Raw genomic sequence first — 25518 nt, 5'->3', positions numbered from 1 at the left:
AGTGAGGCAGGGGGCCTGTTGCATGACAGGCTCCTGCCATTTTTGCAGCGTAGGGAACCTTTGCAAATTCAGCCGATTGGCAAGTTCCGACTGAGCCGGTAACGTGATCCCATGGCTGACCCGACCGTTTTTACCACCCCCGATCCCACTGTTCGCGAACTGCTGGCGACGCACCCGAACCTGTCGCTCGATGTGCGTAGTGGACTGATGCTGGATGGAGTGCCCCTGCAGGCGATTGCCGACGAGGTTGGCACGCCATGCTGGGTCATGAGTGCTGACACGCTCAGAAAAAGAGCTGTGAAGTTACAGAATGCGATGAAAGCGGCGGGATTGTCGGTGTCGGCGCATTTCGCGGTGAAATCGAACGATCATCTCGCCGTGCTGGGAATTGTGTCACAGGCCGGGATGGGGGCTGACGTCGTCAGCGGCGGTGAACTCATCAAGGCCCGAAAGGCCGGTATCCCGGCGTCGCGGATCGTGTTCTCCGGAGTTGGCAAAACCGATGCCGAACTGAAGCTCGCGCTTCAGGAAGGTATTGCCCAGATCAATGTCGAAAGCGCTGAAGAGCTGGAGATCCTGTCGGGTGTGGCGTCGTCCATGGGACGTGAGATCGACGTGGCTCTTCGCGTAAATCCGGATGTCGACGCAAAGACACATGCAAAGATCACCACCGGGGTTGCTGGCAACAAGTTCGGGATTCCGTATGACGAAGCGCTTGGCCTGTATCATCAGGCTTCGGGGCTGCCCGGACTGAGACCTGTCGGCTACGCCGTGCATATCGGCAGCCAGATTCTGACGATGGAGCCTTATCGGGCGGCCTATGCCCGGATTGCGGAACTCGTGCGGATGACACGTCAGGCCGGATTGCCGGTGACGGTTGTGGACTGCGGCGGTGGTCTCGGCATCTGCTATCGCGATGAGGGCGAGGGCTCACCAGAGGCGCTAGCCGGGGTGATCCGTTCCGAACTGGGCGATCTCGATGTGCATCTGGCTATCGAGCCCGGGCGTTGGATTGCGGCGCCTGCTGGCGTTCTGCTGGCAAGCGTGATCCTGCGCAAGAAGGTCACGGATGGTTCTCCGTTCATCATTCTTGATGCGGCCATGAACGATCTGTTGAGGCCTTCGCTGTATGAGGCCTGGCATGGAATTCTGCCTCTCTCGGCCCATGACGCCGTTCTTGCTCCGGAAGAAGCCAATGTCGTCGGACCAGTCTGCGAGACTGGCGATACATTCGCCCAAGATCGTAGCCTGCCGCCGTTGCAGAGAGGGGCGCGGGTCGCGATCCTCGATACCGGCGCTTATGGCGCGGTGATGAGTTCCACCTACAACGCCCGTCCGCTGGCTGCCGAAGTTCTGGTCGATGGGGATCGCTGGTCAGTGATCCGGCCTCGTCAGAAGATCGAGGCTTTGTGGGAAAGTGAAGTCATGTCTGAAGGAATGCGTGTCGAGGCATGAGCATCGCCCCGCCGGAACAGATCAAACGCACAGACCTGCCTGATGAGACAAGGCGGGCAGCAGATCTCGCGGATGTGCGCAGAAAAGCGCGCTCTGTTCTGGTGGCGGAAAGAGTCGCGGTTCTCCTCTCGCCTGCGGCCTCTGTCGCCGGGCTTTATTGCGCTTCCGGATTCCTGCGTATTCCACAGACCATGCCGGACTGGCTGCATGCGGTTGTCGAGGCAGGCAGTTTTGGTGTGGTCGTCTGGCTCGGGCATCGCGGACTGAAGCAGTATACGCCGCCGTCCCGGATGGAAGTGGACCGGCGGATCGAGCGGGTGTCCGGCCTGCGTAACAGGCCTCTGGGCTCCACGACGGATCGTTCGTCCGGCGTGGGATCGGATATCCTCTGGCGTGCCTATCAGGAACGGCTGCTGGCGTCGCTCGGGCCGCTCCGGTCTGGCTGGCCCGAGTTCTCCCGTCTGGGGAAGAACCGTTTCCTGCCCGTCGTTCTGCTGGCCTGCCTCGGCACTGCCGTCTGGGCCGGAAGCCATGCGCCGGGACGGCTGGCCGCTGCCTTCATTCCCGGCATTGACGATCCCGATGTGCCGCTGCCGCATGTCGAAGCATGGATCACCCCGCCATCCTATGCCCCGTCAGCCCCGGTCTTCCTCGCCGATGGGACCGCGCATGTTCCCGCCGTGCCTGAAGGCTCCGTTCTGGTGTCCACGGTCACGGGCGCGCAGTCCGCGCCTCATCTGAAAGGCGGCTTCAGCCACGAAACCATGCAGGCGCTCGGACAGCATTCCTGGCGCATTCAGGCGGAACTGGATCGGTCGGGCTCCTTCATGGTGAGCAGCCGTGGCCGCACGCTGGCCTCATGGCAACTGACGGTCACGCCCGATGCCCTGCCGCAGGTGGCATGGGGGCAGAATCCCGGCGGTGAGAAAGGCGGACGTCGGACCCGGCTTCCCTACGATGCGCATCACGCCTACGGGCTTGGTTCGCTGGTCGTCGAAATCAGGCTGGCCCATCCGGGATTACTGACCAGAAGCCGTGTTCTGACAGTGCCTCTTCCTCTCAAGGGGCACCCGATCAGTGCAAAAGGCGTAGCTGGTCTGGATCTGTCGGACGATCCCTGGGCGGGTGAGGAAGTGTCCGCGACACTGGTTGCGACCAGCGTCAGCAGGAAAGTGGCCCGGAGTCAGATCGCCACGTTCAGGCTTGGCTCCCGGACGTTCAAATCGCCTGTGGCGAAGGCCGTTCTTGATTTGCGACGGCGTCTGGCGCTGGGAGACGAGAATCGTCACGCCGCCGCCGAAGATCTGGCTGCGATCGGGGAGACGCCCGGGCCGATCGACGAGAATACCGGCACGTTCCTCAATCTGACCAGTATCGTGGCGTTGCTCGATAACCGCGATGTGGACGACAATGACGCCCGCAATGAAGCCGTGGGACGGCTGTGGGATCTTGCTCTCGACATCGAGGACCAGTTGCATGGCGGCAAGGCGTCCGCGCAGGCGTCCATCGATGTCAGGGCGGCTCAGGAAGCAGTGTCCGGGCAGTTACGTCACATGCGGGAAGACAATGCTCACGGAACGGAAGAGCAGGCGGAGCTGAAGCGGCGTATGGACGCCCTGCGCGCCGCCATCGGTCGCAAGATGCAGGCGCTGGCGGAGCAGGCCATGCGTGACGGAACCGCCATCCCTGATCTGCCCGGTCTGACGAAATCCGGTGATCGCGCCTTTCAGAAGCTGATGGAGCGTCTGCAGGGAGACGCGGCGGAAGGTCACGAGGACGGGGCGATGGACAAGCTACAACAGCTTGAGGATTCCATCGAGAAGATGCGCAACGCCACACCGCAGGACATGGCGCAACTGGCCCAGCAGATGATGGCGCAGCAGAAGTTGCAGGAGCAGGCGGAAAGCCTCGGTGATCTGGTGAAGCAGCAGAGTTCGCTGCTGGATCACGCTCAGGCGCGGCTCGATCGGGATCAGCGGCGACGGGACCAGAGCGCCGCATCGCAGCCATCGTCAGAAGACAGTGACCTTGGGACCATGTCCACGTCGGAGCTTCTGCGGAGGCTTGGACTGGTGCCGCCGGACGGTATGGGTGGGCCGCCGCCACAGTCCGAAGAACAGGCTCCTGCGGCGCAGGAACAGGCCCAGTCCTCTCAGCAGCCAGACGCGGACAAAAATGGTCAGGCTGCGGCGGAAGCCGACCAGAAGAGGTCCGATGGGGCGGCGCAACACGCGCTGATGCGGGCGACCGAAGAACTCGGGAGTGAGTTCAAGGAGCTTTCAGGCAAGGAGGTTCCTGCGTTTGGCGAGGCAGGCAAGGCCATGAAGGATGCCCGTCATGCCCTGACGGCCGACGATGATCCTGATGCCGTGAAAGCGGAAACCGCCGCGCTCAAGGCCCTGCAGCAGGGGCGTAATCAGATGCGAAAGGCCCTTCAGGGCAAGGGAGGCGGCTCGGGCAGCGCGAGTTTCCTGCCGTCTTTTGGTGGAGGCGGCGGTCAGGGCAAGGAAGGTCAGCCCGGAAGCGGTGACGAGGAAAACGGTGATCAGGGCGACGGACAGTCCAGTGACGAGCAGAATGCCGACCGTGATCCGCTGGGGCGTTCCACGGGTGAGGGTTTGGACAAAAACCCGAACGCGGGGGGCAGTCTGCCTGAAAAAATGTCGCGTGAACGGGCGCAGGCTATCGAGGAAGAACTGCGACGCAGGGATTCCGATCGGACACGTCCGAAGGAAGAACTGGACTATCTGGACAGGTTGTTGAAATCGTTCTGAGTATCGTTCCACGACATTCCATTATGAGGAACGTCGTATGTCGGTGGAAAATACGATTGCCGCGTCAGTTTCACCTACGTTGTGTCGTCATTCGATGACGATTGAAGCAAACTCGACGACTGCGGGGCAGGTTGAGTTCAGCTTGTCACAGTGGGCGCCAATAGCGAGAACAGTCTGGGCAAGTCTGCATCCTGAGCCGATGTGAGATCGGGTTTCCACCGGGTCGCCGGGAGTCATCCGATACCTTTTGGGGTTTCCGGCGCTGCCCTCATGCGCCCGGACAATCGTGCCTCGACATGGCCCTCAAGGCCGGAGAAAAGAAGTCTTTCTCCGCTCCGGTTTGTAGTCGTGTAAATCGGAGCGCCGCATCTGGCTGTTTTCCCAAAACCGAGGAAGCGGCCAGATGGAAAGCACAACTCTCACGCGCCGGAATCAGGGCTTAACTGACGGCGTGCCGTCGTGGGCGGCAGCCCTGAAAGATGGAAGAGCCTGACTGGATGTATGCGGATACTGTGCGATGACTGCAAAGTATTCAGGCCGCATATTCCATGCGGGTTTCTGTAAACACGGGAACACAGCCTGTAATTTCGACCACAATATCAGACATCAGCCCTAACGGCAGGTCCGCTCTGGCTGTTGTCCAGCGTGCGTCACCCTCAGGGGCGTGCCAGCCTTTCAATGGGGAGGAAAGGTCCAGATATCTGTATGAACCTGCGGTGTTCCAACCGCCAATGGACGCGACCGAAAGCCCAAGCTCGCGGCGATCATCAATGAAGGGTCCGATAAAATCAGAAGGGCGGGCCGTGTGGGAGAGAAGGGCAATGCCCGTATCGCCTTCTGGAACACGGAACCAGTAGAAGTTATTGACACAGGAGGAATATTCTATGGTTTTCCCGGAAGCAAGCAATAGCCGGGGTTCAGCAGAGGCACGTTGGTACCCCTTTCCGGGTAGCATAGGCTTCAGGCCATTCGCCGTGGCGCGGGCGCTGAGCTGCTTCCAGACAGGTTCCACAGCATCCTGACTGCTGGTTACGGGCAGGCACGGGACTTTCTCCCGGTTTTCCAGAATTTCCGAAACTCTCAGCGGCGTGACCGCGGGATCCGTATGAAAAAGAGCTTCCCTGTCATGATCAAGCCAGGTCTCCACCGGGAGGCCTGCGGCGCTGATGATGGCGTGCTGCTCTGTTTCGATGTGGTAGATATCATATCCGTCAGGCAGAAGCTCGGTGCGGATGGAAGCGTCATTGCGCAACATGCGTATCGGCACGAGCATGGCGTCAATGGCGTCAATGGCGTCAATGGCGACACAATGTTCTCCTGTCAGAAGGATATCTTCCGAAGGGATGCTGGGAGCAAACGCTCCTGCGCGGATACGGAGTGGGGGCTCCCGGCTTGCCAGTGTAGCGCTGACATGACCTTTGACAATCTTCCTGACAGGCAGGGGATGGTGGCCACTGATGCTGTGAGCGGGGATGAGGGACGGCAGCGCGTCTCCTTTTTCCTGCATTTCCCATAGTCGGCGCACAGGAATATCACCCAATGTCGTGCTGATGGGAACATTTTCCAGAAAACAGGAAAAAACGATGATTGTATCAGGATCATCCGGATCGTCGTAATACGGATCGGGTTCAGCGCTGCTGGCAAGCTGGATGGCGACGGCGCCCGGAGCAAAGGTTTCACCGGTGTCGATATCAAGATAAAGGCTGATCCTGAAATCACTTGCGGTGAGGGCTGTCTGGCCGAAAATGGTCAGGTTGGCGAAGTTTCTGTCGCCGGAATAGAGCGAAAGCAGACCGTTTTCCGCAGTATACGTCCAACTGACACTGATCCGTGACATTGCACCGGCCTGCAGAGTAATCAGATCTCCAGTAGCAAAGCCATTAATGGGCATTTTCTGGAGATCAAACTCATCAGTAATGCTGTCGAAATTACGATCCGGTGCGAAGGCAAGCTCGCTTATTGATCCATAGTCATCGGAGAAGGGATAAGTATAGTAAAGAGGACCAATGTAACCAATGTCTCTGTCCGTGTAATTGGAACTCCATCGCCCGTATGCGTCGTTGTTGTCGGCGAAAGTGATGGAGCCTGAAACTCCGGTATAGGCGCTGATCACGGCTGCACTGTTTGTGAGACGTATGGAACCGGCGAACTGGCCAGTCGGGGTACCTGAGGCGGTGGAGACGCTGTCCTGCGTCATCCCTGTGTATTCAAAGATACTATAGGCTGTGGCGGTAATGTCTGCCTGCGTATTCTGCGACTGGAGTTGCAGATAGGCATTCTGGGAGAGGTCGAATGTCTTGACATTCAGGGTGTGCGTGGAGATGTAGACAGTGCCGCCATCATTGATGGCAAAAGTTCCGGTCCCGGAGACTGAGGCTGAACTGGCATTCTCACCAGCGTAGTTCCCCGCAGTAATCACACTGAGCGTGGTATTCCCCGTGACATGGATTGCACCGTCATTGATGAATGTTCCGTTTGAAGAGCTGATTTCAAAATCTGTTTGATCAGCCAGAGTGATTGTGGCGCCAGCAACGTTATCAACATCGCCATGGATGAGAGCGAGCGCTCCAGAGATAGTAAGGCTGCCATTATTCTGTATCGAGAAGGTACCAAAATAACCTTCATTAATAGTGATGTCTTCGTTATTTATCAGCGCGGAATCAATGGAGGTGTTTCCATCATTTCCGATGATGTCCCCGTTGTTGGTAAAAGTTTTGCCTACAAACAGGAACTGGCCGTTTTCTGACAGAATGGTGCCGTCGTTAACGAATGTACCTGTGTTCGTCGCCGTATCGGTGAAAGCGGACTTGTTGACTGTTATCGCGCCGCTATTGGTAAAGGTTGGAGCCAAGGTCGTCAGGTTGATATTGGAACCATCGAGCACGTTGATCTGTGAGTCACCTGTCCCAGTGATGAAGGACAGGGAGAGAGAGTAGTTACTGCCCGAAAAACTGTAGGTGCCATCTGTCAGCAGGACGAGTCCGGCAGCTTGCGCCCCGCTATCGTCAAGGCTTTGATTCCCCGAACCGAACAGCAATGTATCCCCGGCTATAAAAGTTGCTCCGTCGGAGTAACTTTTCGGGTCGTAAAGGTAATTACTACCCGAAGTGTTGGAAGAAGAGGGATATGTCCATTTGTGTGTCGTCATGCTGCTTGCTCTTTGTCAGCGCAGCGTCCGGGGTGACGATACGCGGAGTTTTCCAGAAAGATCGCAAATTGCGGGGATGGGTGTCTATAAGGGCGTCGTTAATATATGGGTAATAATTTTGATACAGGCAGAACTCATACTTGCTTTGCGTGCGAAACAGGCGAAAGACGGATTTTTTCGTAGGAAAAGCGGGCGCTTTGCAGGGAACGCAGATGTCTCAGTCTGGTTTCGGACCTTCAGGATTTTTAGTCAGGTAGCTGAAAAAATTTGTCTTCCGGAAATGTGTGTGGCTTGCCCAGCTTGGTGCTGATCTCCAGATAGTCTTCCGTAGCGAGGCCATGTTGCAGATCGTACTCTGATTTCGAGATCGCGCCACGTTTAAGGGCCTCTGCAAGGCTGAGCATCACGCGGTATTCGTCGGCATAAAGTTCGTCCACTGTCGCAGGCGGAGAAATACCCTGTTCCTTGAGACGTTGTTGCGCGCGAAGCGCGAGGGTAAGCCTTACATAAGGGGAAAGATCTTTTGTGAGCGTGTGAAACCGCGTCATCTGAGGTGATGCGACAATCGCCTCATAAGAGCGTTCGACCCGGTGTGTCTCTATCGTATCCTGTAACTCACTCCCGGCAAAATATCCGATTCCTCCCAAAATCATCAGGGAGGGTAAAAAGCTCACCCATAGGACGCTATTGATTGAGCGCTGATTTTTCAGCGCCACGGATGCCAGCACAAAATTGCCGCCAACGTAGAGTGGGGCTCCCATGAAAAGAAAGGTCAGGGGAACCCGCAAGACTCCAGCCCAACTGGCGATCTTCACAGTGGGGTCGTCCCATAGAAAGGCAGCTCCAGCCGGACCGAGAAAGGACGGAATGAACGCACAGACGTCTATGGCGAGCATGACGAACAGAAGGATTCTGGTCCAGCGGGCCACATTGGCCTCCCTATTCAAAAGAAAATCTTCCTGAATACTGCCTGTTTCAAATGGTTCGCTGCGTGACACTGTCAGATGAAAACCGCAAGCCATATCCCAGCAGCACCAGATAGGCTGGAACCGCAAGCACCAGAAAAGCAGCCTGAACGCCAATATAAGGTTTGATCAGAACGAAAACCTGGGGTGTGCAGGCTCCTCCTGAAAACATCATGACCAGCAGGGCTGACACCAGAGGAACGTGACGCCCTGCATCCCGTATAGCCATGGGAAACAGGGCGGGCATGATCATGGCATTGGCCAGACCGAGCAGGGCGACACACAGGACGGATACGTAGCCGGTTGTCAGATACGCGGCGACGGCGAAGAGAATACCGCCCATGCAGGACAGCACCATGCATCGTTCCTGTGAGAGAACACGTGGGACCAAGCAGAGGCCCGCCACGTATCCGGCCATCATCGCAAAAAGCGTGAAAGCGGTGAAAAAGCGCGTCTGGTCGAGCGGCATGCCGAATGCCTGCCCATACGTGCCAATGGCATCGCCCGCGAGGACTTCAATGCCGACATAGAGAAAGGTTGCGACCATTCCGAAACCCAGACGCGGTGTGATGTGAAAGTCGGGTGCTGAAAGGATAAGCGGCGTCGGGGCGTCCAGATCAGGGAGGTTCGACAGAAAAACCGCACAGGCGACTACACAGAGAAGAGCCGCCATGCCGAGATAGGGCCAGTAAACCGCGTTGGTGAAAGCGGAGAGTATGGCCTCACGTTCGGTCGGGCTGGCGGCGTGTTGCGCCTGTTCCGCCACGCCGCCGATATTGTGCATGACCACGGCGGCCAGAACGATGGGAGCGAGGATGCCCGCGAACTTGTTGCACAGCCCCATTATGGCGATGCGTTGAGCTGCCCGGTCATGGGGGCCGAGCAGGCTGACATAAGGGTTGACCGTCACCTGAAGCAGAGTGAGACCCGCACCGATGACCATCAGCCCGCCGAGAGCGCCGGGATAGGAGCGGAGAACGACGCATTGGCCGAACATGGCGCTCCCGGTTCCCATGATGGCCAGCGCCAGAGCGAGACCGCTTTTCAGGCCGGTGCGGCTGGCGATGCGTGCGGCGGGCAGGGCAAAAAGAAGGTAGGTGATATAGAACGCCAGTGGCACAAGGAACGCACCGACATCCGAGAGGGAGAACGCCACTCTGACGAAGGAGATCAGCGGGCCGTTCAGCCATGTGACGAAGCCGATCAGGAAGAACAGCCCGGCGGTGCTGGCCAGAGGCGTCCAGCCGAAAGGCCCTGCGGGGCAGCGGGATGGAGAAACGGTAGGTGCGTTGGTCAGACTGGTCACGATGGCAGGGTGTCCGCAGGATTTAAAAAATGGTGAATTGTATTATGAGATCAATAGATACTATTGATTTATTAGTATTATGGTAGGCTTGGTGCGATACAGGATGAGGTCAGTCATGCACTGCAATAGGGCAAGAGGGATGCAACGCACGGTTGTTAGCAGAATCTTTCAGTAATGAAATGATTCGACCCCATTCAGGAAAGATTTTCCGGCACAGGACAGTCCGGACAGCAGCGTCGTGGAAGAATAAATAAAGATGAAAAATCGATTTCTTGTGACAGGTGGAGCTGGTTACGTCGGTAGCCATATGGTCCTTGCTCTTCTTGATGCAGGTCACGACGTTACGGTTTTCGACAGTCTGAGAACAGGACATCGCGCTGCGGTCCCTGATGGAGCGCGCTTCATTGAAGGCGATCTCGCGGATCTGCCGCTGCTCGACAGGGTTCTGGCGGACGGCCCGTGGGACTGCGTCTTTCATTTCGCAGCGCTTTCTCTGGTGGGGGAAAGCATGCAGAAGCCTATGATGTATATGTCGGCCAATGGCGGGCTGGGTTTTGGGCTGATTGACGCCTGTGTGCGTCACGGCGTGAGAAAATTCGTGTTTTCTTCAACCGCCGCGCTGTTCGGTTCGGCAGGTGACAGGCTGATCGACGAGGATACGCCCGTTCACCCTGGTTCGGCCTATGGTGAAAGCAAGCGTGTTGTGGAGCAGGCGCTCTACTGGGCGGACAGGATTCACGGCCTTCGCAGCGCGTGCCTGCGCTATTTCAACGCGGCGGGATGTGATCCGCAGGGGCGGGCAGGCGAGGACCACCGGCCGGAAACCCATCTCATGCCTCTGGTGATCGATGCGGCGCTCGGACGCCGGGATGCGCTGACGCTGTTCGGGCAGGATTATCCGACGCCGGATGGAAGCTGTGTGCGTGACTACATTCATGTGACTGATCTGGCTCAGGCCCACCTTGCGGTTCTGCCGCTGCTTGATGAGAAGAGCGTGACGTTCAATGTGGGAACCGGCAAAGGGAACTCGAATCTGGAAGTGATCCGGGCTGTCGAGCATGTCAGCGGCAGGACCGTACCCTGGACAGCGGGGCCGCGTCGTGCCGGTGATCCGGCCATGCTTGTCGCCAGTCCCGCGCGTATCATGAAGGAAACCGGCTGGAAGCCCCGCTTTACGGACCTGAACGAAACGGTCCGGACTGCGCTGGACTGGCGTATAGCGCATCCGCGTGGCTATGCGGACTGACATTGTGACAGCCGCCAGCCACCATGCCGATGCAGAACTGGCCGACTCAAAACTGATAGAAGCGGCATGTGCGGTTCGGGAGCAGGCTTACGCTCCCTATTCAGGCTTTAAGGTGGGAGCGGCGTTACGCTGTGACGACGGCGCTATCCATGTCGGATGCAACGTCGAAAATGCCGCATACCCGGAAGGAATTTGTGCGGAGGGCGGGGCTATCGCGGCGATGGCGGCGGCTGGCGGTCGAAAGATTGTCGGGATTGTCGTGTGTGGTGGCGGAAGCGGTCCCTGCACCCCATGCGGTGGGTGCCGACAGAAACTGAGGGAGTTCGGCGCTCCCGATATGCCGGTTTATATGACTGATCCGACGGGGCAGGTGTTGCTGGTCAAGACGCTTGCCGAGTTGTTGCCTGACAGTTTTGGACCCGAAAATCTGGGCTGAGAATCCGCCACGAAATAGCCCGGACATCCCGCTTACCGCCAGATGCCCGGGCTCTCTGGTGTGCAATGCTGGAGGAATGGCTTCCCCCGGCTGAAATGCTCTCCTGCAATGAGGAGACTCTACCCGAAGAGATTTTAAAAATGGATGAATTTCAGAAGACAATTTTATGTTTCAAAGGGTTTCTAAAGTATTTTCCGTCTCTCATGATCGCTGCATCAAGTCTCGTGTTCCCAGCTTTGTGCCGCGATATTCATGCGGCCATTCCGCAACGTCCCGGCATAGGCCAGACGGACCATCGCCAGACGGTTGACACGACTTCCCTGCCGTGGAGCGCCATCGGCAGGGTCCAGACGGAGCTGGGCAGTCGCTGCACCGGGTTTCTGGTCGCGCCGACGGTCGTTGAAACCGCTGCACACTGCCTTTTCCTGCCCAAAACAGGCCGATATATTCAGCCGCGCGATGTGCATTTTCTGCGCGCCTACAGCAAGGGCCAGTACGCCGCTCATGCACGGGTGCTTCGACTGCTGGTGCCAGCGGAATACGATCCGCGCAACGAATCCCGGACGGCAGCTTTTGACCGTGCGACGCTGTTTCTGGAAGCGCCTGTCTCGACCACAAAAGACGTGCTTGCCGTGTCCGATCACCTGCCAGCCTCTGGAGCCGATGTGGTGCTTGGTGGCTATGAGCAGGATTTCAGTGAAATTGTCCGTTCGGACATGGAATGCCGAACCGGGGTGCTTATGGTGGATGGAGGGGGCAGACCCCTGATTACACATGATTGTTCCGCCACCAGAGGCAGCAGCGGCGCGCCATTGCTGAGTTTTCAGGAGGGCAGGTGGACAGTGCTGGGTGTGCAGGTTCTGGCCAATTATGGGCGAGGCGGGGTTGCGGCGCCTTTGTCACCTCTGATGGCGGAAGACAGCGGTCGCAGATGACCCACACTCTATCGTGATATACAGAGGATGCATCTTAGTTATTATTTTAATTGTTAAGTCGAGCAGAGCAGACAAGCATGTCTGAACTGGGACGCAAATGAATGGGCGTTTCAAATTCAACTCCATCTAGTCAGGAGTCTCTGTTATGGGTCGTTTAGCCAATCCTGGCCCACTTGGTCTTGCCGGTTTCGGAATGACCACCATCCTCTTGAATGTCTGTAATGCTGGTTTTCTGCCGCTGAATTCTTCAGTGCTGGCCATGGGGCTGGCTTTTGGCGGTTTCGCGCAGATGTGTGCCGGCATGTTGGAATATCCGAAAGGTAATACCTTCGGGCTGACAGCGTTCACGTCCTATGGGGCGTTCTGGATTTCTCTGGTGCTGCTGATTTTTATGCCGAAATTCGGTCTCGTCGCTCCTGCGACACCGGGCGCGATGGCGGTTTATCTGGGAGTCTGGGGAATTTTCACGGTCTTCATGTTTGTGGGCACGCTGAAAGCAAATCGCGTTCTCCAGTTTATCTTTGGCTCACTGACCGTGCTGTTCGCCCTGCTGGTGGCAGGAGAGGCTACAGGCAATACGGCCATCACGCATTTCGCAGGCTTTGAAGGGCTGGTTTGCGGTGCGGCTGCATTGTATCTCGCCATGGCTGAAGTTCTGGAAGAACAGTTCGGACGTCCGGTCCTGCCGACCGGAGCGCAACATCAGACGGTTGCCACAAGCAATCCGGTTCATTCGGTGCGTGTCGCCGCCGAGTAGAAACCCGTAACACCGACAAGCAGGCAGGAGCGGCTTATGCTGCTCCTGCTTTCTGTATTTGTCCGATAAAATCTTCATTCTGGCGCTACTGTTCCGCCTGTCCGGCCATGCCTGATATCTGTTTTCGGAGCGGAGAGCGGAAGTTGAAAGAATCAAGAAATTTTCTGTTCAGGTCGAAGAATTCTGCTGTCTCGCCTTGATCACAATCATGCCTGAATACTTCGCTCTTCCACCGGGGTTCGTTAACTCCGGGTTTGGAACGATGACAAAAGGCGTGAAGGCGTTGCAATGACAGGTTTGAAGACTTCCTTGCTTCCTGATGCGGATGCAAGACCAAAGAAAGAAGTGTTTGGAGCGCGTTTGTATAAAAATGTGCTGGTATAAACGGACCAGCGATCTTTTTCCCGAACTGTAATCAAATATGTAACGTTTGCAGGAAATTCAGCGCTGGATTGATTGTTTAATAATTCACCTGGACCAGCGTAGGTGCTGTAGTTCACGCGTGCGACAACGGTCCCGGGCGTCAGTTTCCCGATCATGGAACGACCATTTGTATCGTGATAGAAATGGAGAGCAGAATCTGTCTCATTAACCTGAAGGCTGCATCCGTTCATTGCCCCAGTAAGGACAAGTGTGCCGACAGGAGCATTTTTGGGAACAATACATGTTCCAACACCTCCAAACGGTGTCTGGATATAGGGATAATAATAATCTCCCTGACCTTCTGTTACTGTCAGCTCATATATAGGCCAACCATTCTCATTTTTTCCGTAATATCGACATTGAACAGAGCATTCTCCGCCAAGAGAATCAGTGCCGTTATTGTAGATTTTGGGCTGTACGAAATAAAATCCAGATCTGAAAGCCACACCTGGATTAGTCCGAAGATCATGGAGCATATTCGCATTTCCTGAGTAAGGTTAATATATTATAAATAAAAAGATATTTTTGTCAAAATGGAAGACGTCACCACATATCTGTGCGTGCGATTGTATCGTTCTCAGGAAATAAATCTTCGCTTTTCGGAAAAAGGGAAATCATAAAGAGTATAAAAAATACTTCTTAAAGGCTCTATGTTACTCTCACGACCAATAATGATTACAGAAACCGTCCCGGCACGCCGCGTTGCAGCACTTCGATCCGATATCCATCCGGGTCAGCGACAAAGAAGAACTGTCCGACCACCTTACCCTTGTGCGACAGTTCCTTGACGGGTTCCGGTTTCAGACCTTCCTGTTCAAAGCGCTCATGTTCCGCCTTGATATCATCAACCGACACGGCAAGGTGCCCATACCCATCGCCACGATCATAGGGGCGGTCGCGGTCATGATTGACCGTCAGTTCCAGCTCAAAGCTCTGCTCGTCATTTGACAGATAGATCAGCGTGAAACTGTCGAAGGCAATGCGATCCGCCACGTGCAGACCGAAAGCCTTCTCATAGAAGGTCAGTGACGCTCTTTCGTCCCTGACCCGGATCATGGAGTGGATCATCTTTGCCATGAAGCGCTTCCTGTCTGTTGTCTGTGAAAGAGAGGCCTTCTGTAAATCAGAGATCCGGAATGTCGAAAGCCTGTAGTTCCAGAAACTCACGGTAGGGACCGTCCCGGCGTTCAAGCTCGGAAGGGGAGCCATCTTCCACGATCTTGCCTTTCTGCATCACGACAATACGGTCAAAGTCCCTCAGCGTGGACAGGCGATGAGCGACCGCGATCACAGTCCGCCCCTGCATCAGCCGGTGAAGGGCTTCCTGAATATGATGTTCACTTTCACTGTCGAGCGCACTGGTGGCTTCATCAAGGATCAGGATGGGCGCGTTCCGCAGGAAAGCGCGGGCAATGGCGAGACGCTGACGCTGGCCACCGGACAGCTTGACGCCGCGATCGCCGACCTCGGTTTCGAACCCCTGAGGCAGCGCCATGATGAAATCCGTACACTCAGCCGCATCGGCCGCCGCCCGGACATCCTCGTCAGTGGCGTCGGGCTTGCCATAGCGGATATTGTCGGTGACGGAGCGACGCAGCAGGGACACATCCTGCGGCACGACGGACATGCAGCCCCGGAGCGCTTCCTCGGACAGATCGCGGATGTTCACGCCGTCGATCAGGACGGCGCCGTCCTGCACATAACGCTGTCGCTGGAGCAGGGCGAGCACTGTGCTCTTGCCTGAACCGGAACGTCCGACAAGACCGACGCGTGTGCCGGGCGTGACATGCAGATTGAAGTGTTCCAGCACATTCGGGCCGGTGGGGTAGTGAAAAATGACGTCCCGAAAGGACACTTCACCCTTGGGTGGGGCCGGGAAGCCGCAGGCGTCCTCCCGGTCGCGCATTTCATGCTGGATGAGAATTGTCGAAAGAGTCTCGCCCAGACGCGCCGTGTGCTGCACCGTTTCGACAAGGGCGACGGCCAGATCGCGGGTGCCGTGCAGGATCATGAAGCCAAGGCTGACCACCATGACCACATCGCCCACGGTCGCCGCACCGACCTGCCAGAGCCAGACGATCCACACGAGCAGGCCAGCCGTCAGAACGGCGGTCAGAACGGCGTGGACAAGCCGCAGGATTTCCATATTGCGCAGGGAAACACCACGCACCGCCATTTCCCGGTCAAGCAGTCCGGCCAGTCGTGTCCGTTCGAATCCGAGCATGCCGAAAGTGCGGACCAGTGGCAGGTTACCGACCACATCCTGCATTTCACCGTCCATGTCGGCGGCTGAACCGGCATACGATGCGTGCAGCTTCTTGCCACCCCGCGCCATGCGGAACATCAGGGCTGCGAGCGTGAAAGCGAGGGCGGTGATGACGCTGCCCATCAGGGGGCTGACGCTGATCATCAGGCCGATCGAAAGCAGCACATTCAGGCAGGGCGGCAGGATATTCCACGCCAACAGGCTCTCAAGCGTGAAGGAGGCGCTGCCAGCCGTGGAAATGCGGGCCGCCAGAGCCGCAGGCATGCGGTCGGAGAAATAGCCTGTTGAATGGCCTGTAAGATAACGGAACAGATCCCGTCTGACGTCGCCCGTCACGGCCACAAACGTCCGGGCGGCGTACCAGCCCGCCACGCGCCACGAGAGGTTATCCATGGCGATGATGGCCGCCAGCCATATAACGGCGGTCCAGACAGGCCGGACGGACGTGCCGGCGACATGCTGGTTCATCGTGTCCACCAGATGTCTTATGGACGAGGATGAGAACACGGCGCATGAGACGGCCAGCGCTACAAAACCGAAAACCATGACATGCGGAAAGGCCCGGTTTCGCGCATAACGTATGAGAAACCGCACCGGATGACCGGCATATTGAGGCAGATCCGTATCGGGGACAGTGATTTCGCGGTCGTTCTTCACGTGGTCCTGCTCATGCGTCGTCTGTCCGGTCAACTTTTTGGGGACCTTAAGCGTTTGTGGCATGTGTGGAAAGCTCACACAGGAATACGGAAAACGTATGTCCTGAGCCGTTAAAGTCAGGGCGGGCCGAAAGGTTCACTCTGACTGCGTGGCGAGGGGCTGTAAAACAACAATAAACGTGCGGAGTTACCGGTCATGCGTATCGCCCAGATTGCCCCGCTTCATGAAGCTGTGCCGCCCAAACTCTACGGTGGGACGGAGCGTGTGGTGGCCTTCCTTACCGAGGAACTGGTCAAAATGGGCCATGATGTCACCCTGTTCGCCAGTGGTGACAGTGTGACATCCGCCAGACTGGATGCGGTGTGGCCGAGGGCGCTACGGCTTGACCCGGCCATCCGTGACCCGATTGCGCCTCACATGCTGTTGATGGAGCGGGTCGCGCGGCATGCCGCTGATTTCGATATCCTGCATTTTCACATGGATTACTGGCCTTTCAGCTATTTCAGCCGTCAGAAGACGCCATTCGTCACGACCATGCACGGGCGTCTCGATCTGATGGAGCTTCAGCCGGTTTTCGATGCCTTTCCGCAGGTGCCGATCGTCTCCATTTCCGACAGCCAGCGCCGCCCTCTGCCACAGGCGCGTTACGCCGGAACCGTCCTGCACGGTCTGCCAGAAAATCTGCTCACGCCACAGGCTGGCCCCAGAAACTATCTCGCCTTTCTGGGGCGTATCTGCCCCGAAAAAGGGGTCGACAAGGCGATCCGTATCGCCCGGGCGGTGGGAATGCCGCTGAAAATCGCCGCGAAAGTGGACAAGGTCGATGTGGAGTATTTCGAACGTGAAATCCAGCCGATGCTGGGTGATGGCGTCGAACTGGTCGGCGAGATCAATGATGCCCAGAAGCCGGCTTTCCTTTCAGGCGCCCGCGCCCTGCTGATGCCGATCGACTGGCCGGAGCCATTTGGACTGGTCATGATCGAAGCCATGGCCTGTGGTGCGCCGGTCATAGCCTTTTGCCACGGGTCCGTGCCGGAAGTGATCGAGGATGGTGTCACGGGTGCGATTGTCACAACCGAGCAGGAAGCGATTGCAGCTTATCCCCGTGTCGAAAACCTCGACCCGGTGGCGATCCGGCACGAATTCGAAAGACGCTTCACGGCGCGACGCATGGCCGAGGATTACCTCGCCATCTACCAGGCACTGATTGAAGAGCGGGCCTGAGGAACTGATGTTCGGAAACGTCGGTTCTGAACACCATCGCCCTGTGCCATAACAGAGGTCAGATTGGCATCTACAGGGCAGGACGATACAGGATTATGAAAAATCGCCATAGCTGGCGTCCTCTGAGCTGGTTCTACAAGGACCGGCACCGTGAGGATTCCACGCCCGTCACACCCGGCTGGCTGGACAGGTTCAATGATCGTCTGGCGATCCGGATGACCATCATTTTCGGCAGCATCTGGTGCGTCTATGCGTTCATACTGTTTTCCCTTCTTCCGGTTGTCAGGCCGGAATGGCAGGGAGCGCTGCTTTATGTCAGCAACTCCATCCAGCTTGTGGCGCTCCCGGCGCTGATGGTGGGAAGCGCCATTCTTGCGCGTGGGAATGATCAGCGGGCGGCGGAAGATCACGCGGCGCTCATCGAAATTCTCAGCGATGTGCGTGAGGAAATGGCACGTCTGCGCGCCATGACGGTGAATATCGCCGAGCAGGAGACGCAGAACAGCGAAAAGCCGACGGATCTGGTGTCGATTTCCAATGACGCCATCATCTCAGTGAATGAAGCAGCTCCCCAGACCGTCGGAGAGGCCGGGGCTGGTGCCTGACAGTCTGATCAGGTTCCGAAAAGATGCAGCACGAGGTCTCTCTCGTGTGGTGTGCGCCGATGCTCGAAAAGATAGAGCCCCTGCCAGATTCCCAGAGCCGGTTCCGAATCAATGACCGGAATGCTGAGACCGGATTGTGTCAGCATTGTCCGCAGATGGGCTGGCATGTCGTCTGAACCCTCCGTGGAATGCCGGTACCGTCCGTTTTCCTCGGGGACGAGAGCTTCGAAAAAAGCGGCGATATCGGAACGCACTGTTGGGTCCGCATTTTCCTGTACGGTCAGGGAGCAGGAGGTATGCGGACACCAGAGCGTGAGCAGACCTGTGAACACGCCCGTCCTGCTGACCCAGTCGAGAACAGGGCGGGTAATGGGAACAAGCCCCTTGCCTGACGTTCTGAATGTCAGACGATGGGTGTGTTGTTTCATGCTCTTTGTTCCTGTCAGGCTGGTCGGATGGTGAAGGTCAGCAAGACCTGCCCATCCCGCTGGTGTGTCTGTGGGTTGATTGTCGGAACGGCTTTTCTTCTGTCCACCGAAACAGTTCATGCGGCGGAGAATCCGGACTGGCTGACGGACCCCGGGGGCTGGGGCGATCTGAAGAAACAATGGCAGAAGACCGGTGTTGATGTCAGTATCGAGGATGTAGAGGAACTCTGGTCCATCCCGGCTGGTGGAGCCCTGCCGTCCCAGCATTATGTCGGTCTGACGAATGTGGATGTCGTGTTTGATCTTGCCAGACTGGCAGGCAGCAGAGTCCGTGACGGAGGCTGGGGGAATTTCGAGATCAGCGCGCTTGATCTCCGGGGGAAACCTTTCAGCAACTATCCCCTCTATGCGTTCAACCAGACATCATCCAGCGAGGCTGATCCGAACCTGCGGCTGTATGAACTGGCCTATAACTGGACCAGCGCCAGCGGACATATCGATACGCGGATCGGCAAGCTCGACCTGAGTCAGGACTTCATGGTCAGCAAGACGGCGCAGATGTTCCTGAACGCGTCATTCGGCTGGCCGATGCTGCCGAGCAATAACCTCTACGGGCAGGGACCGGCTTCCCCCGTCGCGACACCGGCGCTCCGTCTGCGTTACGCTTTCTCGCAACAGTGGGAAACGCAGGTTGCCGTAGCGGATGATAACGCGACAGGCGCACGGTCTTTCATCAATAATACCGATCCTTGGAACCAGAATCAGGACCCAAGCGGTACCCGTTTCAATTTCAGGACCGGTACATTCGTGATTGGCGAGGTCACGCATAACGTCAATCACGGCGGGAAGACCGGGACATACAAGGCCGGGTTTTATGCCGACACAGGACGCTTTCCGTTACAGGCCAATCAGGATGTCAGCCGACGGGGTAACTGGGAAGTCTATATGGTCATGGACCACACGCTTCTGAAGAATACAGGGGCGGGTGAACTGCGAGGCTTTGTGCGGTGGGAATATACCGGGCTGGCTGACCGCAACCAGATTTCCTCTTCTCTGGACGCGGGCCTCGTTCTGAACAGCCCTTTTCAGCGCTCGGGCGATTCTGTCGGGATTGGCTTCGGTTACGCGGCTCCGAGTCATTATCTGAAGCTTCAGCGTCCGGATGGCACGGAACGGCATCATGGTAATGAATATCATCTGGAACTGACCTACGCTGCCCAGATTCTGCCATGGCTGGTAGTCCAGCCTGATGTGCAGGGGCTCATCAACCCCAGTGGCGGGGCTTATGATAACGGCAGAAAAGTGAAATCCGCGCTGATTTTCGGTCTGCACATGGGAGCATCTTTCTGAGCACCCGGCGCGGTACCCGTTCAGGCTGGATTGCAGATTTATTCTACAACTCATTGTTTATAAAAAATTTCCATAAGAGTAGACGATTTCATCAGACCGGATGTTGCTTCACAAGGCCAAAAACAGGCCCTGCTTTCCCGTGCTGTGCAGACGGGCTCGATGTGGCACACACCTGTCCCTGATCTCGATAACGCGCAAGGAACGGCATGATGACGCGCCTCTTTCCTGTATGGGCCGTGCTGTTTTCCGGCGCGGCGATTATCTGGCCGACAGCTTTCACGGCGTATGGCTGGGCTGTGACGCCTCTGCTGGCGTTCATCATGGTCACGATGGGCGTGACGCTCACCCCCGGCGATTTTCTCCGTATCGCCCGCAAACCCAGAGCGGTCATCGCAGGGATCGGACTGCATTATCTCGTGATGCCGCTGGCTGCGTGGCTGATCGCAACGATGCTCTCCATGCCGGACGATCTGAAAACCGGCATGGTTCTGGTCGGTTGCGTCGCCAGCGGTACGGCGTCCAACGTCATCATCTATCTGGCGGGTGGCGATGTGGCGCTGTCCGTCAGTATCAGCATGGTCTCGACGCTGGTGGGGATTGTTGCAACGCCGCTTCTGACACGCCTGTATCTGTCGGCGGATGTGGCCGTTGACAGTTGGGGACTGTTTCGCAGCCTGCTGATGATCGTGGCGCTACCACTTGTCGGTGGGCTGGCGATCAACAGGTTCTTTCACAAGGCGGTCCGGCGGATCGAACCGGCCCTGCCACTCGTGGCCATGCTGTCGATCCTGCTGATCATCGCGAGCATTGTCGCCAGCGTGAAGCCCTCGCTGGCAACGGTCGGACCGCTCGTGCTGGTTGGGGTGATTCTCCACAACACGACCGGACTGCTGGGTGGATACTGGGGTGGGCGTCTGCTGGGGTTTGATGAAGCGGTCTGTCGGACGTTGGCCATTGAGGTGGGGATGCAGAATTCCGGTCTCGCGGCAACGCTGGGCCGCCTCTATTTTGCGCCGCTCGCGGCGTTGCCGGGCGTGATCTTCTCAATCTGGCACAATATTTCCGGTTCTGTGCTGGCGGGATACTGGAATGCCCATCCAGCCCGACAAAGAGAGGATGAGGACTGAAAGAGACGAAACGGCGTTGTTTCAGCGCAGCCCGGTCCTGTTTTCAGTCTCAGACCTGTCCCCCGTGAGTTCATGACCCAATAAGCCGAACAGCATCATCTTGCAGGCCACCGGCTGGTTGATGGGTCAGTCTAGCTTGGCGCCGTCCGTATTTTCGCGCGGGCGGGGAGGCGTCGGGACGCTTTTCGGGTCGATGTTGCGGAGGAAGCGTTCCGCAAGGGCGCCGTAGAGCGGCTGCTTGCAGATCATTCTTGAAACACCAAAAGCCAGAAACGAGCTGGCGAGCAGCGCAAGCGTCACCTGCTGGTTGTCACACATTTCCATGACGATCACTGTCGCCGTCAGCGGGGCCTGCACCACGGCGGAGAAATACGCCACCGTTCCGAGCAGAACCACGGCGCCCGGTGTCGTATGCGGCAGGAACTGGGCGATCCAGCCGCCCATACCGGCTCCGACGGACAGGGAGGGCGCGAACAGGCCGCCCGGGATGCCGGAGCAGTAGGAGACGATGGTGGCGATGAATTTCAGCACGAAGTAGGAGGCTGGATAATGCTCTTCGCCCTGAATGATCGACCGGGCCTGAGCATAGCCGGTGCCGTAGGTCATGCCGCCCGAGGCGAGACCTATCAGCGCAAGGACGACACCGCACAGGCCCGCGAAAGTAATCGGGCGTTCTGCGATGAAGCGCCCGATCCGACCGGGCAGCCCTCTGGAAGCCCGGATGAGGATCGCGGAGAATGAGCCGCCGGTTATGCCTCCGAGCAGACCGCAGGCGATGACGGCGAGCCAACTGACACCGACAGGCACGACCGAATCGGTATGACCGAAATAGCTGTAGTTACCGACCAGCGCGATGGCGGTGACACCGGCCAGCACCACCCCGGCGAGCATGACGCCGCTGGTTCTCTGCTCGAAGGAGTGAGCGAGTTCTTCAATGCCGAAAACAATACCGGCCAACGGTGTGTTGAAGGCTGCGGCGACACCGGCGGCGCCTCCGGTCAGCACGAGCGCGCGGCGGGAAACGATCTCTCCCATGTTCAGATAGCGCCCCACAGCGTTCATGATGGCCGCTCCGATCTGCACGGTCGGTCCTTCACGGCCAATGGAAGCGCCCGCCACAAGCCCCAGACAGGTCAGGAAGACCTTGGCCGCGGCGATCCTGAGAGACAGGATACGATCCACGAGTTTCTGGTCGGAGAGATGCATGCAGGCAATGGCCTGAGGGATGCCGGACCCCTGTGCGCCCCGGAAAAAGGTTCGGGTCAGCCAGATTGACAGGGCGAGACCACCCGGCGTGACGATCAGCATCAGCCACGGGCTGTAAGCGATGATGGTGTTGCGCAGATGCGCGGCCTGATCGGCGAGGGCTGCGAAGCTGATGGCGGCCAGACCGACGATGATCGAGCCACCCCAGAAAATCAGCTTCCGTCGCCACTCAGCCGTGGTGATGCGGGCTGTATCGCGGAAATGCCGGATGCGGCCGGAGGGAGAAGCCATAGTTGTGTTACGTCAATTCATCATGTCTTGCGGTAGAGAGCCGGGGTTCGACTCTACACGCCAAAAGATTTCTCTCAGGGCTTACGCCCGACGCCTGTGTATTCCAAGCGTAAACAAGGCTGATGGTTCCATTCCGACAGGCCGGTGTGAGATTTTAATAACACCTTGTGGCATGGGCGAGGACGATGCCGCTGTTCTTGGCCTTGTGTTCCGGCTCAACATGAATGTTGATCACGCAGCGCCCGAGCGCATTGCGGAGGCCCGCTTCGATACGGTCACAGATATCGTGCACCACAGCGACCGTCATGGTGCCGGGAACCACAAGATGGAACTCGATGAAGATGATCGCCCCGACTTCGCGGATGCGGATATCGTGCGCCTCAAGGGCTCCGACCGCTTTTTCGGCGATGACCTCATTCAGCTTGGCAAGCGTCTCTGAGTCGGGAGCCTCGTCCATCAGACCCGAGACGGACTGGCGCAGCATCTCCCAGCCTACCCTGAGCACATTGAGGGCGATGAGCGCCGCGATCGCCGGATCAAGCCAGTGCCAGCCGGTGAGCGGGATCAGCGCAAGCCCGGCCACCAGACCAAACCCGGTCCAGACATCGGAGAGGACGTGCTGGCCACCGGCGACAAGCGCGGGGGAGCGGATGCGCCGACCGATGCGGAGCATGGTCAGCCCCCATGCGAGGTTGATGGCGGTCGCTGCGGCATTCAGCAGAAGACCGAGCCACGGCGCACTGACACTCTGCGGATGGACAAAGCCATCGTACGATTCATGGGCGATCAGGAGCGCTGTGACCAGAACCATCGCGCTCTCGATGATCGCCGAAAGATACTCCGCCTTGTAGTGCCCGTAGGTATGATTGTGATCAGCGGGCCTTTCCGCGAGGTGAATGGCCCACAAGCCGCCAATCGCGGCGGCGACATTGATGACTGTTTCAAGGGCATCGGATTTCAGGGCGATGCTGCCCGAAACCGACCACGCGGCATATTTCAGTCCGAGCGCGACAAGGCTGACGCCGAGGCTGGTCCACGCAATCAGATTCTTCCGTCGATCGACCTTCTGACCCGTCGACTCAGACATGTCCGTTACCGATGCAGTTGACGTGACACGCCACGGTTTCGATCTGGATCGTCGTGTGGACGATGCCGAAACGCGTGCGCAGCATCTGGTTGGCGGAATCCAGAATCCGGTCGTTGCTGCCGTCATCCGTATCATCGGTCGTCCGGACCAGATGTGCCGTCAGGGCCGTTTCCGTGGTGCTCATCGCCCAGACATGGAGGTCGTGGAGATCGGTGACACCGGGCAGGCCACGAAAAAAGCCGTCGATTTCGTCCATGTCGATCCCCTGAGGAACCGCGTCGAGCATCATGTCGAGGGAACCCCGGAGCAGGGACCAGGTCGTCAGCACAATCAACGCCGATATGAGCAGACTGATTGCCGGGTCAAGCCATTGCAGTCCTGTCAGCAGGACCAGCCCGCCGATTATGACGACCGCCAGCGATGCGATTGCATCGGTCGCCATATGCAGAAAGGCTCCGCGGATATTGAGATCATCCTTCTGCCCTTTCATGAGCAGAAGGGCTGTTCCGCCATTCACGACAATGCCAATGGCCGCCACAATCATGACGGTTCGTCCGGAAATGGTTTCCGTCGGATGAAGCAGCCGCAGAACGGCTTCCCACGCAATGCCGCCGGTCACCAGAAGCAGGATGACCGCGTTGGAGAGCGCCGCGAGGATGGAGGAGCGGCGAAGACCATAGGTATAACGTGCGCTCGGGCTTCTTCTGGTCAGGCTGTGGGCCAGCCATGCGGCTCCCAGCGCGAGGATGTCGGACAGGTTGTGCCCGGCATCCGCAAGCAGCGCGAGAGAGTGCGAGAGAACGCCCCAGATGGCTTCGATGACCAGATAGACGCTGTTGAGCACCATGCTGATGGCGAAGATTCCGCCGAACGTATCGGGCGCGTGGTGATGGTGGCCGAAAAGCCCGTGATCATGGTCGTGGTGGCCGTCATGCCCATGTCCGTCGCCATGATCGTGACCGCTGCAACTGCTCCCGTGCTGGGCGTGAGCATGCGCTGAATGGTCATGATCCGTGTGGTCGTCATGATCGTGATCGTGATCATGGCTGTCGTGCGAACGCGCTGAGTCGTGCATGGAAGCATCGTCCCCGTTGTTTTCTGGCGGGGTCAGGAGCAGAGATCCTGCATGCTCGCGGATGGGAGGTTCACGTTCTTTGCCTCAAGTCTGTCGCGGACGATCCGGAGAGACTTCGACAGAACCTCCTCGGCCGTCAGAGCGTCCGTTTCGATCCTGATGGCGTCCTCCGCCATACGCAGGGGGGCGGTTGCGCGGGTGCTGTCAGCGTGGTCACGCTCGATCAGCGCCACCTCGACGGTCCGGATACGCTGGTCGCGGTCAGGTGCGTCGTCTGTGCCGCCATTCTGGATGTAGCGTCGGACAGCCCGGGCATAAGGGCTTGCCGTGATGAACAGCTTTACATCGGCGTCCGGAAAAATGACCGTGCCGATATCGCGGCCATCCAGCACGGCGCCATTCTTGCGGGCGAACAGACGCTGCATGTCCACAAGAGCCTGACGCACGGCGTTGTCTCGGGCGACGAGGGAGGCGGCTGCGTCGACATCCGGTGTGCGCAGGTCCGTGCGCTTCAGGTCCGCAAGCGAGAGCGCTCGGGCTATGCTTTCTCCTGACGTGGAAGCCGGATCGGACCCGGCGTTGATCATCAGCCGCGCCACCGCCCGATACAGCAGTCCGGTATCAAGATGCGGCAGCCCGAGAGCTTCAGCCAGACGCTTGGAGAGGGTGCCTTTTCCAGCCGCTGCCGGACCGTCCACAGCAATGATGGGGGCCGATCCTGTCACCGTTCCTGTCATGGAGAAACATCCTCTGGTCT

At 57.9% G+C, this 25518-nt stretch carries 21 protein-coding genes and 1 pseudogene; 10 read left to right on the top strand and 12 right to left on the bottom strand.

The window, feature by feature from the left end; genetic code table 11:
- The first annotated feature begins 111 nt into the window (after positions 1 to 111).
- On the top strand, positions 112 to 1455 hold the full coding sequence (gene lysA / locus LKE90_RS04915) for a diaminopimelate decarboxylase (RefSeq protein ID WP_291491774.1): 1344 nt from the start codon (positions 112 to 114) through the stop codon (positions 1453 to 1455).
- Positions 1452 to 4229, top strand: a complete 2778-nt coding sequence (locus LKE90_RS04910) for a DUF4175 domain-containing protein (protein ID WP_291491773.1) — start codon at positions 1452 to 1454, stop codon at positions 4227 to 4229. Before lysA ends, LKE90_RS04910 begins: the two co-directional genes overlap by 4 nt.
- Before the next feature lie 532 nt (positions 4230 to 4761).
- Here LKE90_RS04910 and LKE90_RS04905 read toward each other — a convergent pair.
- The 3 genes from LKE90_RS04905 to gluP form a co-directional block, all read right to left on the bottom strand.
- Positions 4762 to 7377, bottom strand: a complete 2616-nt coding sequence (locus LKE90_RS04905; protein ID WP_291491772.1) for a Hint domain-containing protein — start codon at positions 7375 to 7377, stop codon at positions 4762 to 4764.
- A gap of 245 nt (positions 7378 to 7622) precedes the next feature.
- On the bottom strand, positions 7623 to 8306 hold the full coding sequence (locus LKE90_RS04900) for a hypothetical protein (protein ID WP_291491770.1): 684 nt from the start codon (positions 8304 to 8306) through the stop codon (positions 7623 to 7625).
- A 46-nt stretch (positions 8307 to 8352) separates the two neighbouring features.
- Entirely contained in the window at positions 8353 to 9648 is a 1296-nt protein-coding gene (gene gluP / locus LKE90_RS04895; protein ID WP_291491769.1) for a glucose/galactose MFS transporter, read from the bottom strand.
- A gap of 256 nt (positions 9649 to 9904) precedes the next feature.
- Between gluP and galE the strand changes: the two genes are divergently transcribed.
- The 4 genes from galE (at position 9905) to LKE90_RS04875 (ending at position 13022) form a co-directional block, all read left to right on the top strand.
- On the top strand, positions 9905 to 10894 hold the full coding sequence (gene galE / locus LKE90_RS04890; RefSeq protein WP_291491768.1) for a UDP-glucose 4-epimerase GalE: 990 nt from the start codon (positions 9905 to 9907) through the stop codon (positions 10892 to 10894).
- The gene (locus LKE90_RS04885; protein WP_291501391.1) at positions 10884 to 11330 is read left to right on the top strand and encodes a cytidine deaminase; all 447 of its coding nucleotides are present in this window, start codon (positions 10884 to 10886) and stop codon (positions 11328 to 11330) included. The genes galE and LKE90_RS04885 overlap by 11 nt, the downstream gene beginning before the upstream one ends.
- A gap of 203 nt (positions 11331 to 11533) precedes the next feature.
- Positions 11534 to 12265 (top strand): trypsin-like serine peptidase, encoded by a 732-nt coding sequence (locus tag LKE90_RS04880; RefSeq protein ID WP_291491766.1) that lies wholly within the window; start codon positions 11534 to 11536, stop codon positions 12263 to 12265.
- 145 nt (positions 12266 to 12410) lie between these two features.
- Positions 12411 to 13022: an acetate uptake transporter gene (locus LKE90_RS04875; RefSeq protein ID WP_291491765.1), complete on the top strand. Its 612-nt coding sequence runs from the start codon at positions 12411 to 12413 to the stop codon at positions 13020 to 13022.
- A 242-nt stretch (positions 13023 to 13264) separates the two neighbouring features.
- Here the strand turns inward: LKE90_RS04875 and LKE90_RS04870 are convergent, their stop codons facing one another.
- From LKE90_RS04870 to LKE90_RS04860, 3 genes are all read right to left on the bottom strand, one after another.
- Positions 13265 to 13921: a hypothetical protein gene (locus LKE90_RS04870; protein WP_291491764.1), complete on the bottom strand. Its 657-nt coding sequence runs from the start codon at positions 13919 to 13921 to the stop codon at positions 13265 to 13267.
- A 199-nt stretch (positions 13922 to 14120) separates the two neighbouring features.
- Positions 14121 to 14522 (bottom strand): VOC family protein, encoded by a 402-nt coding sequence (locus LKE90_RS04865; RefSeq protein WP_291491762.1) that lies wholly within the window; start codon positions 14520 to 14522, stop codon positions 14121 to 14123.
- 46 nt (positions 14523 to 14568) lie between these two features.
- The gene (locus LKE90_RS04860; RefSeq protein WP_291491761.1) at positions 14569 to 16368 is read right to left on the bottom strand and encodes an ABC transporter ATP-binding protein; all 1800 of its coding nucleotides are present in this window, start codon (positions 16366 to 16368) and stop codon (positions 14569 to 14571) included.
- Positions 16369 to 16563: 195 nt separating this feature from the next.
- On the opposite strand from LKE90_RS04860, the gene LKE90_RS04855 reads away from it, so the two are divergent.
- Both LKE90_RS04855 and LKE90_RS04850 read left to right on the top strand, forming a co-directional pair.
- Positions 16564 to 17592: a glycosyltransferase family 4 protein gene (locus LKE90_RS04855; RefSeq protein ID WP_291491760.1), complete on the top strand. Its 1029-nt coding sequence runs from the start codon at positions 16564 to 16566 to the stop codon at positions 17590 to 17592.
- A 95-nt stretch (positions 17593 to 17687) separates the two neighbouring features.
- Positions 17688 to 18197, top strand: a complete 510-nt coding sequence (locus tag LKE90_RS04850) for a hypothetical protein (protein WP_407066054.1) — start codon at positions 17688 to 17690, stop codon at positions 18195 to 18197.
- Between the two features lie 8 nt (positions 18198 to 18205).
- On the opposite strand, the gene LKE90_RS04845 is transcribed toward LKE90_RS04850, so the two are convergent.
- On the bottom strand, positions 18206 to 18625 hold the full coding sequence (locus tag LKE90_RS04845; RefSeq protein ID WP_291491759.1) for a secondary thiamine-phosphate synthase enzyme YjbQ: 420 nt from the start codon (positions 18623 to 18625) through the stop codon (positions 18206 to 18208).
- Between the two features lie 27 nt (positions 18626 to 18652).
- Between LKE90_RS04845 and LKE90_RS04840 the strand changes: the two genes are divergently transcribed.
- Positions 18653 to 19975 (top strand): carbohydrate porin, encoded by a 1323-nt coding sequence (locus LKE90_RS04840; RefSeq protein WP_291491758.1) that lies wholly within the window; start codon positions 18653 to 18655, stop codon positions 19973 to 19975.
- Positions 19976 to 20181: 206 nt separating this feature from the next.
- Positions 20182 to 21102 carry a ketopantoate/pantoate/pantothenate transporter PanS gene (panS, locus tag LKE90_RS04835; RefSeq protein WP_291491757.1) on the top strand — a complete coding sequence of 307 codons (921 nt, stop codon included), beginning with the start codon at positions 20182 to 20184 and terminating at the stop codon, positions 21100 to 21102.
- A gap of 126 nt (positions 21103 to 21228) precedes the next feature.
- Here the strand turns inward: panS and LKE90_RS04830 are convergent, their stop codons facing one another.
- From LKE90_RS04830 to cmk, 5 genes and pseudogenes are all read right to left on the bottom strand, one after another.
- Complete coding sequence (locus LKE90_RS04830; RefSeq protein ID WP_291491756.1) at positions 21229 to 22599, bottom strand: chloride channel protein; 1371 nt, start codon at positions 22597 to 22599, stop codon at positions 21229 to 21231.
- A gap of 154 nt (positions 22600 to 22753) precedes the next feature.
- The gene (locus LKE90_RS04825) at positions 22754 to 23686 is read right to left on the bottom strand and encodes a cation diffusion facilitator family transporter (RefSeq protein WP_291491754.1); all 933 of its coding nucleotides are present in this window, start codon (positions 23684 to 23686) and stop codon (positions 22754 to 22756) included.
- A complete protein-coding gene (locus LKE90_RS04820; RefSeq protein ID WP_366509513.1) occupies positions 23679 to 24533 on the bottom strand; it encodes a cation diffusion facilitator family transporter in 855 nt (284 codons plus the stop codon). The genes LKE90_RS04825 and LKE90_RS04820 overlap by 8 nt, the downstream gene beginning before the upstream one ends.
- Positions 24534 to 24616: 83 nt before the next feature.
- Positions 24617 to 24694 (bottom strand): annotated as a pseudogene (locus tag LKE90_RS16450) (hypothetical protein); the annotation flags it as partial.
- Positions 24695 to 24793: 99 nt separating this feature from the next.
- On the bottom strand, positions 24794 to 25498 hold the full coding sequence (gene cmk, locus LKE90_RS04815; RefSeq protein WP_291491752.1) for a (d)CMP kinase: 705 nt from the start codon (positions 25496 to 25498) through the stop codon (positions 24794 to 24796).
- Positions 25499 to 25518 lie beyond the last annotated feature (20 nt).

The sequence above is a fragment of the Acetobacter sp. genome (genome assembly GCF_022483985.1).
Taxonomy (GTDB): domain Bacteria; phylum Pseudomonadota; class Alphaproteobacteria; order Acetobacterales; family Acetobacteraceae; genus Acetobacter.
This window is presented reverse-complemented; position numbering and strand designations above follow the sequence as displayed.

Excerpts from the sequence above, each read along its gene's own strand:
- lysA (WP_291491774.1), top strand. The coding sequence starts at position 112 with ATGGCTGACCCGACCGTTTTTACCACCCCCGATCCCACTGTTCGCGAA.
- LKE90_RS04910 (WP_291491773.1), top strand. The coding sequence starts at position 1,452 with ATGAGCATCGCCCCGCCGGAACAGATCAAACGCACAGACCTGCCTGAT.
- LKE90_RS04905 (WP_291491772.1), bottom strand. The coding sequence starts at position 7,377 with ATGACGACACACAAATGGACATATCCCTCTTCTTCCAACACTTCGGGT.
- galE (WP_291491768.1), top strand. The coding sequence starts at position 9,905 with ATGAAAAATCGATTTCTTGTGACAGGTGGAGCTGGTTACGTCGGTAGC.
- LKE90_RS04885 (WP_291501391.1), top strand. The coding sequence starts at position 10,884 with ATGCGGACTGACATTGTGACAGCCGCCAGCCACCATGCCGATGCAGAA.
- LKE90_RS04880 (WP_291491766.1), top strand. The coding sequence starts at position 11,534 with ATGATCGCTGCATCAAGTCTCGTGTTCCCAGCTTTGTGCCGCGATATT.
- LKE90_RS04875 (WP_291491765.1), top strand. The coding sequence starts at position 12,411 with ATGGGTCGTTTAGCCAATCCTGGCCCACTTGGTCTTGCCGGTTTCGGA.
- LKE90_RS04870 (WP_291491764.1), bottom strand. The coding sequence starts at position 13,921 with ATGCTCCATGATCTTCGGACTAATCCAGGTGTGGCTTTCAGATCTGGA.
- LKE90_RS04865 (WP_291491762.1), bottom strand. The coding sequence starts at position 14,522 with ATGGCAAAGATGATCCACTCCATGATCCGGGTCAGGGACGAAAGAGCG.
- LKE90_RS04855 (WP_291491760.1), top strand. The coding sequence starts at position 16,564 with ATGCGTATCGCCCAGATTGCCCCGCTTCATGAAGCTGTGCCGCCCAAA.
- LKE90_RS04850 (WP_407066054.1), top strand. The coding sequence starts at position 17,688 with ATGAAAAATCGCCATAGCTGGCGTCCTCTGAGCTGGTTCTACAAGGAC.
- LKE90_RS04845 (WP_291491759.1), bottom strand. The coding sequence starts at position 18,625 with ATGAAACAACACACCCATCGTCTGACATTCAGAACGTCAGGCAAGGGG.
- LKE90_RS04840 (WP_291491758.1), top strand. The coding sequence starts at position 18,653 with ATGGTGAAGGTCAGCAAGACCTGCCCATCCCGCTGGTGTGTCTGTGGG.
- panS (WP_291491757.1), top strand. The coding sequence starts at position 20,182 with ATGATGACGCGCCTCTTTCCTGTATGGGCCGTGCTGTTTTCCGGCGCG.
- LKE90_RS04830 (WP_291491756.1), bottom strand. The coding sequence starts at position 22,599 with ATGGCTTCTCCCTCCGGCCGCATCCGGCATTTCCGCGATACAGCCCGC.
- LKE90_RS04825 (WP_291491754.1), bottom strand. The coding sequence starts at position 23,686 with ATGTCTGAGTCGACGGGTCAGAAGGTCGATCGACGGAAGAATCTGATT.
- LKE90_RS04820 (WP_366509513.1), bottom strand. The coding sequence starts at position 24,533 with ATGGTGCTCAACAGCGTCTATCTGGTCATCGAAGCCATCTGGGGCGTT.
- cmk (WP_291491752.1), bottom strand. The coding sequence starts at position 25,498 with ATGACAGGAACGGTGACAGGATCGGCCCCCATCATTGCTGTGGACGGT.